Raw genomic sequence first — 14,798 nt, 5'->3', positions numbered from 1 at the left:
GCGATAGCTGAGTGTCAGTCGAGATATTCATACCTCATACACCGCAAATGCGAGCAGGCTCACCCCTGCAGGGTTTAACCCGCTTGGGATCAGGTCCCGGCGATCAACTGCCGAGCCGCCTGGCTGTGATCAGCGATCAGGCCTTTGAGGTCCAGCCCTTCGACCTGACCATCCACCACGCGCCACTTGCCACCGATCATCACCCGATCTGCGCGGTCCGCACCGCACAACAACAGTGCCGAGATCGGATCATGGCTGCCGGAGAAACGCAGCTCATCGAGCTTGAACAATGCCAGATCCGCTTGCTTGCCCACCGCCAGTTCACCAATGTCGGTACGCCCCAAGAGGCTTGCCGAGCCTTTGGTTGCCCAGCCCAGCACGCGTTCCGGGGTGATTTTTTCCGCACCGTAGCGCAGACGCTGGATGTACAGCGCCTGCCGCGCTTCGAGGATCATGTTCGACGCATCGTTGGAGGCCGAGCCGTCCACGCCCAGACCAAACAGCGCACCGGCATCGGTCAAGTCGATACTCGGGCAGATGCCGGACGCCAGGCGCATGTTCGAGCTCGGGCAATGGCAGATGCCGGTGCCGGCCTGGCCGAGGCGGGCGATTTCGTCGGGGTTGAAGTGGATGCCGTGGGCCAGCCAGGTGCGCGGGCCGAGCCAGCCGACGCTGTCCAGATAATCCACGGTGCGCAGACCGAAGCGCTGCAGGCAGAAGTCTTCTTCGTCGAGGGTTTCCGCCAGGTGTGTGTGCAGGCGCACGTCGAGCTTGTTCGCCAGTTCGGCGCTGGCCGACATGATTTCCGGGGTTACCGAGAACGGCGAGCACGGCGCCAGAGCGATCTGGATTTGCGCACCGTCGCCACGCTCGTGGTACTCGTGAATCAGGCGCTGACTGTCGTCGAGAATCACCTGGCCTTCCTGCACGGTTTGCTGCGGTGGCAGGCCGCCGTCCTTCTCGCCGAGGCTCATCGAGCCACGGGTGAGCATGGCGCGCATGCCCAGTTCACGCACGGTTTCGACTTGCACGTCGATGGCGTTTTCCAGACCGTCCGGGAACAGGTAGTGGTGGTCGGCGGCGGTGGTGCAACCCGACAGCAACAGCTCGGCCAACGCCACTTTCGTCGCGAGGGCGAGTTTTTCCGGGGTCAGCCGCGCCCACACCGGGTACAGGGTTTTCAGCCACGGGAACAGCGGCTGATTGACCACCGGCGCCCAGGCGCGCGTCAGGGTTTGATAGAAATGATGGTGGGTGTTGATCAGGCCCGGCAGGATCACATGCTCGCGGGCATCGAACACTTCATTGCACGGCGCGGACGGTTGTTGACCGGCTGCCAGCACTTCGACGATCACGCCGTCTTGCAGCACCAGACCGCCACGGGCATCGAGCGCATTGGCCGTGAAAATGGCGAGGGGATTTTTTAACCAGGTACGGGTCGCGGGCATGTTGCCGGCTCCTCTGAAAGTGGGGTTCAGGGTTGCCAGCTCAGTGTTGCCCTGTCTGCTGATCCAGGGTCGCCGCGAAGGACGAGGCGCGCAGTTTCAAACAAATCGCGGCATCGGGCAAGCCCAACCCGACAGGACAACTCACATCCCTGTGGGAGCTGGCTTGCCAGCGATGGCGGCGGATCAGCCACCTCATGCGGAGACTGACACGCCGTCATCGCGGGCAAGCCCGGCTCCCACAGGATTTGCTTTGCTCACCAGGGAATGGTTTCACCCTTGTAGTTGATGAAGTGATGCCCACCCTTGCCGGTGTACGCATTCACCTGATCAATCAGCCCACGCGTGCTGGTGTCCACGTCAAGGTCGGCACCTTCACCGCCCATGTCGGTCTTCACCCAGCCCGGGTGCAGCGACAGCACCGTGAGTTTCTGCTCGCCCAATTGCGTGACGAAACTGTTGGTCATCGAGTTCAGCGCGGCCTTGCTCGCTTTGTACAGCGCCAGTTCCGGCGCGTCGGGTACGGTGACGCTGCCCAGACCGGAACTCATGAACGCCAGTACACCGCTGCCGTCGCGGATCTGCCCGACGAAGCGTTGCGCCAGATTGATCGGCGCCACCGCGTTGGTGAAGAACAACTGGCCGACTTCGGCCAGTGTCGCGCCGCCGGGCGTTTGCACTTCCGGGCCCTTGACCCCGGCGTTGACGAACAGCAGGTCGAAGGTTTCGCCCTTGAGCTGTTGGCTCAGGGCAATCACGGCTTGCTGATCATCCATGTCGAGCTTTTCGATCTGAACGTTGCCCAGTGCTTTCAGCGCCTCGGCGTTCGCAGGATTGCGAACCGTGGCGGTGACTTGCCAACCGTCGGCCAGCAGGGTTTTCACCAGGCCCAGGCCGAGGCCCCGGGAGGCGCCGATGATCAGTGCGTGCTTGGCAGGATTAAGTGCGGACATGATGGGCGTTCCTTGAAAGTTGAAAGATCACGGGTTCAATGGACAGCGTTGACCGAGCCGATGCTGCAATTCGTGGCGCAGCTCGCCGAGCTCGGCCATGCGGGTTTCGACCAACTTGAGCTTGTCTTGCAGCAGTTGCGTGACAGTAGTATCGGGGTTTGGCGATTGCCACAACGCGCCAACGCTGCTGCCGATCTCGCCGAGGGTAAAGCCCAGGCGCTGCGCCGTTTTGATGTAGAGCACCAGTTGCACCATCTCCGGCGGATAGTCGCGATAACCGTTGGCGCTGCGTCGTGCCGCGATCAATCCGCGCTCTTCGTAAAAACGCAACGTGTCACGACTGACATCGCAGGCCTGGGCTAACTCACCGATGCGCATCTTGCAGATCTCGAAAGTGTTTGACCCTGGAGCATACTCCAGGCTTTAGCGTGGTTGCTCCCTGAATTTTCGGAGCAAGGATGATGTGGACTTCAACGCAGTATCGGCAGTTGGTGCGCGGCAGTGCCTGGTATGACTTGATCGTGACGGCGGCGTTTGTCACACCGTGGAGTTTTGTTGTGTTGCATGGGTTATTGACGGCGCTGAGTCAGGCGCTGGATCTGCCCGGCGAGCTGCCGCCGTTCGAACCTGTGCATCGGTTGATGGCTAATTTGTTCGGTTCGGTGGTGTGCATGTGGGCGGTGCTGCGGATTCGTGATCCGCGGCAGATTTATGGGCGCTATGACGCGGTGACGCGATTTCTGTTCGCCGCGTGGCTGGCGTATGCCTTTGCCCACGGCGCCAGTTCGTTGGTGGTAGGTTTTCTGGTCCTTGAACTGGCGTGGGGTATTGCTCAGGTGTTGCCTGTGAGTAAGTCTTCGCGAGCAGGCTCGCTCCCACAGGAGATGGGTATCACCTCACATTCCTGAGTCGGGCGCGGAAAATGTGGGAGCGGGCCTGCTCGCGAAGAGGCCCGCCCACACACTAATCAATGCCCCGCCTGCCACGGCTGCCCCAGTGATACCGGCGCATACAACCGAGTCCGCACCGCATCGCGCGACAACAGTACCAACACTACAATCGTCGCCACATACGGCAGCATCGCCAGCAGACTCGACGGAATCGCCAGCCCCAGCCCCTGCGCCACCAGGTGCAGGATGCTGGCGAGGCCGAACAGGTAAGCCCCGAGCAACAGGCGCCACACCCGCCAACTGGCAAACACGACCAGTGCCAGGGCGATCCAGCCGCGCCCGGCGGTCATGTTCTCGGCCCACATCGGCGTGTATGCCAGCGACAGATACGCCCCGGCCAACCCGGCCATCGCCCCGCCGAACAGCACCGCCAGGGTGCGCACGGTCAGTACTGGCAACCCCATCGCACTGGCGGCATCCGGGTTTTCGCCGACTGCCTGAATGATCAACCCGACACGACTCTTGATGAGCACCCAGGCCACCAGCGCAAACAGGGCGAACGACAGGTACACCAGCAGATCCTGGGCAAACAGCATCCGCCCGATCAGCGGAATTTCACTCAAGTACGGAATCGCCAACGGCTCGAAGCCGGCCAGTGGTTTACCGACCCATGCGGCACCAACAAACGTCGACAGTCCCACACCAAAAATCGTCAGGGCCAGGCCGGTCGCTACCTGATTGGCGTTGAACACCAGCGCCACCAGGGCAAACAGCGACGACAACAGCATGCCGGCGAGCATCGCCAGCAACACACCCAACCACAGGTTGCCGCTGTTCAGCGCCACGATAAAACCGATGACAGCGCCAAACAGCATCATCCCTTCCTGGCCGAGGTTGAGCACGCCGCTCTTCTCGCAGATCAGTTCACCCAGCGCCACCAACAACAGGGGGGTGCCGCAACGCACCATGGCGTAGAAAATATTGCTCAGCAGATCAATGTCCATCACAGCGCTCCGGCGGTTACGGCAGTGGTCGAGGTGCGCCGTGCCCAGCGCTGTTTCAGGCGTGGCCGATAGAGAATCAGCACGTCACAGGCGAGCAGGAAAAACAGCATCATGCCTTGGAACAACTGGGTGATCGCTTGCGGCAGGTTGAGGGTCATCTGCGCATTTTCGCCACCGATGTACAGCAGCGCCATCAGCAGGCTGGAGAACAGAATGCCGATTGGATTCAGGCGCCCGAGAAACGCCACGGTAATCGCCGCGTAGCCATACCCCGGCGACACCTGTGGCACCAGTTGACCGATCGGCCCGGTCACTTCGCAGACTCCGGCCAGCCCGGCCAAACCGCCGCTGATCAACAGCGCCAGCCAGATCAGCCGTTTCTCGCGAAAACCGACAAACCCCGCTGCACGCTTGTCCAGCCCAAGCACTTTGATCTGGAAGCCGACAAAGCTTTTCTTCAACAGCACCCACACCGCGACCAACGCGAGCAGGGCGAAATACACCCCGGCATGTACACGGCCATCCTCCATCAGCAACGGCAGACGACTGGCGTCACCGAACATCGCCGACTCGGGAAAGTTGAACCCGGCCGGGTCCTTCAGCGGCCCGTGCACACAGAACAGCAACAGGTTCAGCGCGATGTAATTGAGCATGATGCTGGTGAGGATTTCATTGGCGTTGAAGCGCGTGCGCAACCACGCCGTCAGCCCGGCCCACGCGGCACCGGCGAGGGTGCCGGTGAGCAGGATCAGCACCAGCGCCCAGCGGCTTTGCATGTCGATGATGTTTACCGCCAACGCACTGCCGGCGAGTGCGCCAAGCAACAGTTGACCTTCGGCACCGATGTTCCAGATGCGCGCCTGATAAGCCACGGCCAGCCCGAGTGCGCAGAGCAGAATCGGCAACGCCTTGACCAGCAATTCGGAGACGCCATACAGGTCGCTGATCGGTGCAATCAACAGGGTGTGCAAGGTGTGCAGCGGATCATGACCGAGGGCCATAAACAGCAGCGAACCGCAGCCCAGTGTCAGTAGCGCCGCCAACAGCGGCGAGCACCACAGCATCAGGCGCGATTGCTGGCCACGGGGTTCGAGGGAAAGCAGCATGTGAATAACTCCGTTAAGCCGTGGCGGATGAAGGGGGATTGTCGAACTGGCCGGCCATCCAGCCGCCGACATCGCTCAATAAAGTGTCCGCCGTGTTGTGCAGGGCTGACAGGCGTCCCCCGCACAATGCACCGAGGCGGTCGCTGATCTGGAACAGTTCGTCGAGGTCTTCGGAGATCACCAGAATCGCCGCACCGGCATCGCGCAACGCGATCAGCGCACGGTGGATCGTCGCGGCCGCGCCGACATCCACGCCCCAGGTCGGGTGCGCGGCAATCAGCAGCTTCGGTTGCTGGAGGATTTCCCGGCCGATGATGAATTTCTGCAGATTACCGCCGGACAGGCTGCGCGCAGCGGTTTGTGTATCCGGGGTTTTCACGCCGAAACGCTGAATGATCTGCTGAGCAAGGGCTTCGACTTTGCCGCGCGCGATCAAGCCGTTGCTGACCAGCCCTTGTTGAAACGCCGTCAGCAGGGCGTTGTCCGCCAGATTCAGTTCCGGCACCGCGCCATGCCCGAGACGGTCGGCGGGGACGAATGCCAGACCGAGTTTGCGTCGTGCATCCGGGCGTAAATCGGCGACCGCGTGTGCGCCAAACCGAATCGTCGCGGCCTCGGCGCGGGGCAGGGTGTGCTCACCGCTGAGCAGGGCCAGCAGTTCATCCTGCCCATTGCCCGCCACCCCGGCGATGCCGACAATTTCACCGCTGCGCACTTGCACGTCGATATCGCTGAGTGAGCAGCCGAACGGGTCCGGGTTGTGCCAGTTCAAGCCCGCCACCTGTAAAAACGCCGCGCCGCCACTGACTTTCGGGTAGTCGCCGATCAACGCTGCCGCCTCGCCCACCATCAGTTGCGCCAACTGTTGATCCGAGCATTCGGCCGGTACGCAATGCCCGGCCACGCGGCCACCGCGCAACACTGTGGCGCTGTGGCACAAGGCGCGCACTTCCGCGAGTTTGTGGCTGATAAACAGAATGCTGCAGCCCTCGGCCGCAAGGCGGCGCAGAGTGACAAACAGGTCGTCGGCTTCTTGCGGTGTCAGCACCGAGGTCGGTTCGTCGAGGATCAACAGACGAATGTCTTGCATCAGGCAGCGCACAATCTCCACCCGTTGTCGCTCGCCGATCGACAGGCTGTGGACAAGTCGCTCCGGCTCCAGCGCCATGCCGTAGCGCCGTGAGACTTCACGGATCTTCGGCTCCAGCTGTTTCGGCGTGCCGGCCTTCGCGCCCATTGCCAGGGCAATGTTTTGCGCCACGCTGAGGGTTTCGAACAACGAGAAATGCTGGAACACCATGCCGATCCCCAGTTGCCGCGCTTGCGCCGGGTTGCGCACGGTCACGCGCTGACCGTGCCAGTGCATCTCGCCGGCGTCGGCCTGGGTGACGCCGTAGATGATCTTCATCAACGTGCTCTTACCGGCGCCGTTTTCACCGAGCAGCGCATGGATTTCTCCGGGGGCGATCGTGAGATCAAGGGCGTCGTTGGCCAGACAACCGGGGTAGCGTTTGCTGATATGGCGCAGTTGCAGGCGCGGGAGGGGAGGCGCGATAGGCATGACAGGCTCGACTGGCTTGGAGTTGTGCCTGTGGATAAAGCAATTTCCTGGCCATTGAGTCAGGAACCGCCGGTGCCGCTGCATTAAGGCACCTTGGGTAGAGCATTCGCCGGCAAATCGCAGGGTTGCCTGGCACCAATGCAGAGCAAAGCCGTTGATCCGGCTCCAGTTTTGCCCGCTGGCAACTGATCAAAAAACGAACAATTGCGTGGGAGCTATGCAGAACCTGCGACTGCGCCAGCCATGAACGGGTTATCCACAGGTTGCTCCACAGTATTTGTGCGCAAGCTTCCCGCCGAGGCATAAGCACGGTGGTGCTTTCTTCCAATGGCGATAAACACGGCTAACTGATTGTTTCTGCGTGAAATTTCCGTTTCATTGCGAGGATTGAACGAAAAGTGAACAAACCGCGCAAAGCCACGTGACAGAAGGGTTACAGCGGTATGTGCTCAGGTTATCCACAGTTGGGTGCACAGCGGATGTGGGCAACTCTGGGGAATAAGGCATTTCGGGGTCGCCCCAAAAGATCGCAGCCGTGCTGTTAACGCTGCAGCAGAATCCGCCCCCGACTCAAATCCGCCAACTGCGTTTGCAGCAACTGAATCTGCGCCTCACCCACCGCCAGCTGCAATTCAACACCATTGGCGGTGAACTTTTCTTCCACCACCAGTCCGCCCAGATCCGCCACCCGCAGCTTCACCAGCGGCAACTCGGCAAAGCCGCAGGCACAGCGCAGCGGCACGCGGCTGATCAACTCGGTTTTTTCCGCGTTTTGCAGGCACTTGTTCGCGCCGCCGCCGTAGGCTCGGGCCAATCCGCCAGTGCCCAGTTGAATGCCGCCGTACCAGCGGATCACCAGCACCGCGACCTGATCGCAATCCTGCGCCTCGATCGCCGCCAGAATCGGCCGCCCGGCGGTGCCACCGGGTTCGCCATCGTCGTTGCTGCGGTACTGGTCGCCGAGCTTCCACGCCCAGCAGTTATGCGAAGCGTTCAAGTCGCTATGTTGCTCGAAGAACGCCTGCGCGTCGGCAGGGCTGCTGATCGGTGCGGCGAAGGTGATAAAGCGGCTTTTGCGAATCTCTTCGCGGTACTCGCACAAGCCGCTGAGGGTGAAAGGCATAAAACGTCTTATACAGAAGGAGTGAGGCCGCAGCCTTTGAGAATGATGCGGATCAGGTTGTTGCCGGCGTCTTCCATGTCCTGTTTGGTCAGCTTGCTGCGTCCGCTGACCCGACAGATCTGCGTGGCGAAGTCAGCGTAATGCTGCGTGCTGCCCCACAGCAGGAAGATCAGGTGCACCGGATCGACCGGGTCCATTTTGCCTGCATCTATCCACGCCTGAAACACGGCGGCCCGACCGTTGAACCAGGCGCGGTAATCCTGGTTGAAATATTCGCTCAGGCATTCACCGCCGCTGATCACCTCCATCGCGAAAATCCGCGAAGCCTGTGGCTGGCGACGGGAGAACTCCATCTTCGCGCGAATGTAGCGAGTCAGCGCTTCGGCCGGATCGTCCTCGGCGGTGAGGGTGTTGAAGGTGCTGTCCCACAGCTCGATGATGTTGCTCAGCACCGCCACGTACAACCCCAACTTGTTGGTGAAGTAGTAATGCAGGTTCGCCTTGGGCAACCCGGCATTCTGGGCAATGGTGTTCATGCTGGTGCCTTTGTACCCGTGACGGGCGAACTCGTCTTCGGCGGCTTTGAGGATGGTCTCTTCGTTCTTCTGACGAATGCGGCTGGCGGGTTTGCCGCCGTGGGCTGGGACTTCAAAGGTCATAGGCACTTCCGGGTTTGTCTGTGGGTGCAACCAGTTGCGTTGATAGCGCACCCACAGGGATCCGACAAGTCCTGATGCAATAAAACCGTTACGCCTGTTCGATCTTGTTCAGTGGCGCCGGCACTTGTCTGGTCGTCGATGTGGACTCTGGCAGCAACAGGCAGAGGCTGATTGCCGTCAGGCCACCGCTGGTGATCGCCGAGTCGAACAGGTTCTGTACCAGTTTTGGCAGCAAGTGCAGCAGGTTCGGTTGCGCTGCGATGCCCAGGCCGACCCCGAACGACGTGGCAATAATCAACATGCTGCGTCGATCCAGCGGCGACTGCGCGAGGATACGCACGCCGGCCGCCGCAACCGCACCGAACATCACCAGTGTTGCGCCGCCGAGCACCGGTTTCGGAATCTGTTGCAGCACCGCGCCGATCATGGGGAACAGGCCGAGACAGAACAGAATCGCGCCGATGTACAGCCCGACGTAACGGCTGGCCACGCCGGTCAACTGGATCACGCCGTTGTTCTGCGCGAACGTCGTATTGGGGAAGGCACTGAAGGTGGCAGCGATCAAGCAACTCACGCCGTCGCCCAATACACCGCCGCGCAAACGGCTTATATAAGAAGGGCCGCTGATGGGCTGGCGGGCGAGCATGCAGTTGGCTGTGAGGTCGCCGACGGTTTCGATGGTGCTGATCAGATAAATCAGCGCGACGGGCAGGAAAGCCGTCCAGTCGAAACTGAAACCGAACTTGAATGGCGTAGGAAGGCTGACCAGTGGCAAGTCAGGCAATGGCTGCGGCACCAGTTTCCCACTGAACCACGCGGCCAGACTGCCCAGCACCAAACCGATGATGATCGCCGAGAGTCTTACCCACGGCGTGTTCGAGCGGTTGAGCAGGATGATCGTCAGCAGCACGAACACCCCCAGTGCCAGATTGCCCGGTGCACCAAAGTCAGGTGCATTGAAACCACCGCCCAGGTCTGTGATGCCGACCTTGATCAGGCTGATGCCGATCAGGGTGATGACAATCCCGGTCACCAGCGGTGTCACGACCCGGCGCAATTGGCCAATGAAACGGCTGAGGACGATCTGCACCACGGCGCCGAAAAAGCACACGCCGAAAACCATCGCCAGAATGTCTTCCGGGCTGCCGCCGCGTTGCTTGACCAGAAACCCGGCAGAGAGCACCGCGCCAAGAAACGCAAAACTGGTGCCCTGCAAACAGATCATCCCGGCGCCGATCCCGAACGGGCGGCGCGCCTGAATAAAAGTGCCGACCCCGGACACCATCAGCGCCATGCTGATCAGGTAAGGCAGATACGCGGTCAAGCCAAGCGCAGAGCCGATCACCAGCGGCGGGGTGATGATGCCGACGAAACTGGCGAGTACGTGCTGTAGCGCGGCAAGAATGGCGGCCAGGGGAGTGGGGCGATCGTCGAGGCCGTAGATCAGTTCGCTGGATGGTTCAGAATCTGGCTGCATGGTTTTGGTTTCTTGTTCAGGGATCGAGTTCACCCTCCACTGCAAAAACCTGTCCACTTGCTCAGCTTTATGGTTGTACACCTTCCAATGCAGGAGTTGCCGAAGGCTGCGATCCTTTGATTTTGCTGTTCGAGGCCGAAGCGGTTGATCCTGGGTTTATATTTTCAACGCGTTGCCGCCAGGCTCTCGAGAAAGCTTTCCAGCACCAAATGAGGGCGCCTGCCCTTGCGCGTGACCGATGCGAGGCTCAGGTCGTAGAACCGCGTCGTCGATTTCAGCGCACGCAAGCGCCCTTGTTGAACCCACAGGCTGGCGTAATGATCCGGCAGATAACCGATATAACGCCCGGTCAAAATCAGAAACGCCATACCCTCACGGTCAGACGCACTGGCGGTGCAGTTGAGCGCCTGGTAATGCGCCTGAATCTCCGCCGGCAAACGAAACGTCGGGGCAATCGCGTCCTGGTCATTAAGGCGCTGGTCTTCCAGTTGCTTGTCATCGACATAAAACAACGGATGACCCACCGCGCAGTACAGCAGCGAGCGCTCGCTGTACAACGGCTGATACTCCAGCCCCGACAACGCACTGGCCTGGGGTACCACGCCGACATGCAGGCGGCCGTCGAGCACGCCTTGTTCGACTTCATTGGGGGCAATCATGCGGATCTGGATCTGCACGTCCGGCCCGCGTTCTTTCAATTGCGCCAGAGCGTGGGTGATGCGCATGTGGGGCAGGGTGACGAGGTTGTCGGTCAGGCCGATGATCAACTCGCCGCGCAGGTGCTGATGCAGACCATTGACCTCGGTGCGGAAACTCTCCAGTGCACTTAACAGTTGCAGCGCCGACTGATAAACCTCACGCCCTTCTTCGGTCAGCGAGAACCCGGCGCGTCCGCGCTGGCATAGACGCAGGCCGAGGCGCTGCTCCAGATCGCTCATCTGCTGGCTGATCGCCGAGCGGCCGATGCCGAGCACGGTTTCCGCTGCCGAAAAGCCGCCGCACTCCACCACACTGCGGAAAATCCGTAGCAGGCGAATATCAAAGTCACTGACCTGAGCCAGTGGATCGGGGCGACGGCTGCTCATAAAGTTGCGCTCATTGTTTAGCAGGGATCTAACTGAAGGTTAGAAAAGTTGGATTTCACCGACTTTATCGCCGTGGCAATTTAGCTGCAACAACGCTTTCTATCTCCCTGACGCTTATGCCCTGCGAGGTTTTGCCCGATGAACATGCCTGAAAACGCGCCGTCGCCACTGGCCAGCCAACTGAAGCTGGACGCGCACTGGATGCCGTACACCGCCAACCGCAACTTCCAGCGCGATCCGCGTCTGATCGTCGGTGCCGAAGGCAGCTGGCTGTTCGATGACAAGGGCCGCAAGATCTACGATTCGCTGTCCGGTCTGTGGACCTGCGGTGCTGGTCATACCCGCAAGGAAATCCAGGAAGCTGTCGCCAAACAACTGGGCACTCTCGATTACTCGCCGGGCTTCCAGTACGGCCATCCGCTGTCGTTCCAGTTGGCCGAGAAAATCACTGACCTGACCCCGGGCAATCTGAACCACGTGTTCTTCACCGACTCCGGTTCCGAGTGCGCCGACACCGCGGTGAAAATGGTCCGTGCGTACTGGCGCCTGAAAGGTCAGGCGACCAAGACCAAAATGATCGGCCGTGCTCGTGGTTACCACGGTGTGAACATCGCCGGCACCAGCCTCGGCGGCGTCAATGGCAACCGCAAGCTGTTCGGTCAGGCGATGATGGACGTCGATCACCTGCCCCACACCTTGCTGGCCAGCAACGCGTTCTCCCGTGGCATGCCGGAGCAGGGCGGTATCGCCCTGGCCGATGAACTGTTGAAGTTGATCGAACTGCACGACGCCTCGAACATCGCGGCGGTATTCGTAGAGCCAATGGCCGGTTCCGCTGGCGTATTGGTGCCGCCACAGGGTTATCTGAAGCGTCTGCGCGAAATCTGCGATCAGCACAACATCCTGCTGGTGTTCGACGAAGTGATCACCGGTTTTGGCCGCACCGGTTCGATGTTCGGCGCTGAAAGCTTTGGCGTGACCCCGGACCTGATGTGCATCGCCAAGCAGGTCACCAACGGCGCGATCCCGATGGGCGCGGTGATTGCCAGCTCCGAGATCTACCAGACCTTCATGAATCAGCCGACCCCGGAATACGCCGTGGAATTCCCGCACGGCTACACCTACTCGGCGCACCCGGTGGCGTGCGCCGCTGGCCTGGCGGCACTCGATCTGCTGCAAAAGGAAAACCTGGTGCAGAGCGTGGCCGAGGTTGCACCGCATTTCGAGAACGCGTTGCACGGCCTGAAAGGTTCGAAGAACGTCATCGACATCCGTAACTATGGCCTGGCTGGTGCGATCCAGATTGCCCATCGTGATGGCGACGCCATCGTGCGTCCGTTCGAAGCCGGCATGGCCCTGTGGAAAGCCGGGTTCTACGTGCGCTTCGGCGGCGACACCCTGCAGTTCGGCCCAACCTTCAACAGCAAGCCGCAAGACCTCGATCGTCTGTTCGACGCGGTTGGCGAAGTGCTGAACAAGCTCGACTGATTTACGCATGACCTGTAGGAGCCGAGCTTGCTTGCGAAGGTGCACTGAAGCGCGCCGATGCAGTTCGGTTCCGACCCAAAGCTACCTATATATAGAAGGCGCTCCCTGGCGGGCGCCCAGCGTACAAAATTCAGGAGTCCCCCGATGAGCGTTATCCCGCATTTGATCAATGGCGAACTGGTGACCGAGAACGGTCGCGCGGTTGATGTGTTCAACCCGTCTACCGGTCAGGCGATCCACAAGCTGCCACTGGCCAGCCAGGCAACCATCCAGAAAGCCATTGATGCCGCCAAGGCTGCGTTCCCGGCGTGGCGCAACACGCCACCGGCCAAGCGCGCCCAGGTGATGTTCCGCTTCAAGCAACTGCTGGAGCAGAACGAAGCGCGCATCTCGCAATTGATCAGCGAGGAACATGGCAAGACCCTGGAAGACGCTGCCGGTGAATTGAAACGCGGTATCGAGAACGTCGAGTTCGCCTGCGCCGCCCCGGAAATTCTCAAGGGTGAGTACAGCCGCAACGTCGGCCCGAACATCGACGCCTGGTCGGACTTTCAGCCATTGGGCATTGTTGCCGGTATCACCCCGTTCAACTTCCCGGCGATGGTGCCACTGTGGATGTACCCGCTGGCGATCGTCTGCGGCAACTGCTTCATTCTCAAGCCATCCGAACGCGATCCAAGTTCGACCCTGCTGATCGCTCAACTGCTGCTGGAAGCCGGCCTGCCGAAAGGCGTGATGAGCGTGGTGCATGGTGACAAGACTGCCGTTGACGCGTTGATCGAAGCGCCGGAAGTCAAGGCGCTGAGCTTCGTCGGTTCGACGCCGATTGCCGAGTACATCTATGCCGAAGGCACCAAGCGCGGCAAGCGCGTTCAGGCTCTCGGCGGCGCGAAGAACCACGCGGTGCTGATGCCGGATGCCGATCTGGACAACGCCGTCAGCGCACTGATGGGCGCGGCCTATGGTTCCTGCGGCGAGCGCTGCATGGCGATCTCGGTAGCGGTGTGTGTGGGCGACCAGGTGGCCGATGCGCTGGTGGCGAAACTGGTTCCACAGATCAAGGCACTTAAAATCGGTGCCGGCACTTCGTGCGGTCTGGACATGGGCCCGCTGGTCACCGGTCAGGCGCGCGACAAAGTCAGCGGTTATGTCGATGACGGCGTAGCCGCAGGCGCGACCCTGGTGGTCGACGGTCGTGGTCTGAGCGTGGCGGGTCATGAGGAAGGCTTCTTCCTCGGTGGCTGCCTGTTCGACAACGTCACCCCGCAAATGCGCATCTATAAAGAAGAGATCTTCGGTCCGGTACTGTGCGTCGTTCGGGTAAACAGCCTGGAAGAGGCGATGCAACTGATCAACGATCACGAATACGGTAACGGCACCTGCATTTTCACCCGTGACGGTGAAGCGGCGCGTCTGTTCTGCGACGAAATCGAAGTCGGCATGGTCGGCGTCAACGTACCGTTGCCGGTGCCGGTGGCTTACCACAGCTTTGGCGGCTGGAAGCGTTCGCTGTTCGGCGACTTGCATGCTTATGGTCCGGATGGTGTGCGCTTCTATACGCGTCGCAAGGCTATTACCCAGCGTTGGCCACAGCGTGCGAGCCACGAAGCTTCACAGTTCGCGTTCCCCAGCTTGTAACTGGAAGGGATGACCAAGGCCGACCTTTAAAGGTCGGCCTTGGTGTTTTCGGGCTTTTTTGACCGATATGACAAAATTATGAAAATAGGGGTTGACGGCGAATTCTGGAAGTCTATAATTCGCCCCACTTCCGGCGCAGTCGAAACGGAAAACTCCTTGAGATTCAATGAGTTACGCAGTTTTCGACAGCGGCTTGCTTCAGATCATCGAAGCCTGGAAGGAGTTGGAAATGCCGGTTGATCTGGTGCTTTCAACGGTTCGATCTTCTCGGTCGAAAGCGGAGAAAAAGAGGTGTTGACAACAGCGAGTAACGCTGTAGAATTCGCCTCCCGCTAACGAGAGATCGGAAGCGCAAGTGGTTGAAGTTGT

The 14,798-nt window shown here is 60.5% G+C and carries 13 protein-coding genes; 3 read left to right on the top strand and 10 right to left on the bottom strand.

Annotated elements, in window-relative coordinates; all coding sequences use genetic code 11:
• Nucleotides 1–89: 89 nt before the first annotated feature.
• The 3 genes from PseuLF5_RS18200 to PseuLF5_RS18190 all read right to left on the bottom strand — a co-directional run bounded on the left by PseuLF5_RS18200 (nucleotide 90) and on the right by PseuLF5_RS18190 (nucleotide 2,776).
• Nucleotides 90–1,448: an 8-oxoguanine deaminase gene (locus PseuLF5_RS18200; protein WP_003221377.1), complete on the bottom strand. Its 1,359-nt coding sequence runs from the start codon at nucleotides 1,446–1,448 to the stop codon at nucleotides 90–92.
• Nucleotides 1,449–1,702: 254 nt separating this feature from the next.
• A complete protein-coding gene (locus PseuLF5_RS18195) occupies nucleotides 1,703–2,398 on the bottom strand; it encodes an SDR family oxidoreductase (RefSeq protein ID WP_340134228.1) in 696 nt (231 codons plus the stop codon).
• 27 nt (nucleotides 2,399–2,425) lie between these two features.
• Complete coding sequence (locus PseuLF5_RS18190) at nucleotides 2,426–2,776, bottom strand: MerR family transcriptional regulator (protein WP_186748581.1); 351 nt, start codon at nucleotides 2,774–2,776, stop codon at nucleotides 2,426–2,428.
• An 83-nt stretch (nucleotides 2,777–2,859) separates the two neighbouring features.
• Here PseuLF5_RS18190 and PseuLF5_RS18185 point away from each other — a divergent pair, with 83 nt between their 5' ends.
• On the top strand, nucleotides 2,860–3,306 hold the full coding sequence (locus PseuLF5_RS18185) for a hypothetical protein (RefSeq protein ID WP_340134379.1): 447 nt from the start codon (nucleotides 2,860–2,862) through the stop codon (nucleotides 3,304–3,306).
• A gap of 59 nt (nucleotides 3,307–3,365) precedes the next feature.
• Here the strand turns inward: PseuLF5_RS18185 and PseuLF5_RS18180 are convergent, their stop codons facing one another.
• The 7 genes from PseuLF5_RS18180 to PseuLF5_RS18150 form a co-directional block, all read right to left on the bottom strand.
• A complete protein-coding gene (locus PseuLF5_RS18180) occupies nucleotides 3,366–4,292 on the bottom strand; it encodes an ABC transporter permease (RefSeq protein ID WP_123471136.1) in 927 nt (308 codons plus the stop codon).
• On the bottom strand, nucleotides 4,292–5,398 hold the full coding sequence (locus tag PseuLF5_RS18175; RefSeq protein WP_340134225.1) for an ABC transporter permease: 1,107 nt from the start codon (nucleotides 5,396–5,398) through the stop codon (nucleotides 4,292–4,294). Before PseuLF5_RS18175 ends, PseuLF5_RS18180 begins: the two co-directional genes overlap by 1 nt.
• A gap of 13 nt (nucleotides 5,399–5,411) precedes the next feature.
• Nucleotides 5,412–6,959, bottom strand: a complete 1,548-nt coding sequence (locus PseuLF5_RS18170; protein ID WP_340134223.1) for an ABC transporter ATP-binding protein — start codon at nucleotides 6,957–6,959, stop codon at nucleotides 5,412–5,414.
• A 541-nt stretch (nucleotides 6,960–7,500) separates the two neighbouring features.
• Nucleotides 7,501–8,082: an IMPACT family protein gene (locus PseuLF5_RS18165; RefSeq protein ID WP_340134221.1), complete on the bottom strand. Its 582-nt coding sequence runs from the start codon at nucleotides 8,080–8,082 to the stop codon at nucleotides 7,501–7,503.
• An 8-nt stretch (nucleotides 8,083–8,090) separates the two neighbouring features.
• Nucleotides 8,091–8,741 (bottom strand): TetR/AcrR family transcriptional regulator, encoded by a 651-nt coding sequence (locus PseuLF5_RS18160; protein WP_123471143.1) that lies wholly within the window; start codon nucleotides 8,739–8,741, stop codon nucleotides 8,091–8,093.
• Nucleotides 8,742–8,829: 88 nt separating this feature from the next.
• The gene (locus PseuLF5_RS18155; RefSeq protein WP_340134219.1) at nucleotides 8,830–10,218 is read right to left on the bottom strand and encodes a uracil-xanthine permease family protein; all 1,389 of its coding nucleotides are present in this window, start codon (nucleotides 10,216–10,218) and stop codon (nucleotides 8,830–8,832) included.
• A gap of 164 nt (nucleotides 10,219–10,382) precedes the next feature.
• Complete coding sequence (locus PseuLF5_RS18150; protein ID WP_123471147.1) at nucleotides 10,383–11,303, bottom strand: LysR family transcriptional regulator; 921 nt, start codon at nucleotides 11,301–11,303, stop codon at nucleotides 10,383–10,385.
• Between the two features lie 138 nt (nucleotides 11,304–11,441).
• Here PseuLF5_RS18150 and PseuLF5_RS18145 point away from each other — a divergent pair, with 138 nt between their 5' ends.
• Both PseuLF5_RS18145 and PseuLF5_RS18140 read left to right on the top strand, forming a co-directional pair.
• Nucleotides 11,442–12,791 carry an aspartate aminotransferase family protein gene (locus PseuLF5_RS18145; RefSeq protein ID WP_123471149.1) on the top strand — a complete coding sequence of 450 codons (1,350 nt, stop codon included), beginning with the start codon at nucleotides 11,442–11,444 and terminating at the stop codon, nucleotides 12,789–12,791.
• A gap of 144 nt (nucleotides 12,792–12,935) precedes the next feature.
• Nucleotides 12,936–14,429, top strand: coding sequence for a CoA-acylating methylmalonate-semialdehyde dehydrogenase (locus PseuLF5_RS18140; RefSeq protein WP_128614579.1), 1,494 nt, complete (start codon nucleotides 12,936–12,938; stop codon nucleotides 14,427–14,429).
• Nucleotides 14,430–14,798 lie beyond the last annotated feature (369 nt).

This window comes from Pseudomonas sp. LF-5 (assembly GCF_037626295.1).
Taxonomy (GTDB): Bacteria; Pseudomonadota; Gammaproteobacteria; order Pseudomonadales; family Pseudomonadaceae; genus Aquipseudomonas; species Aquipseudomonas monsensis.
The sequence above is the reverse complement of the archived record's forward strand: the minus strand, read 5'-3'. Positions and strand labels throughout refer to the sequence as shown.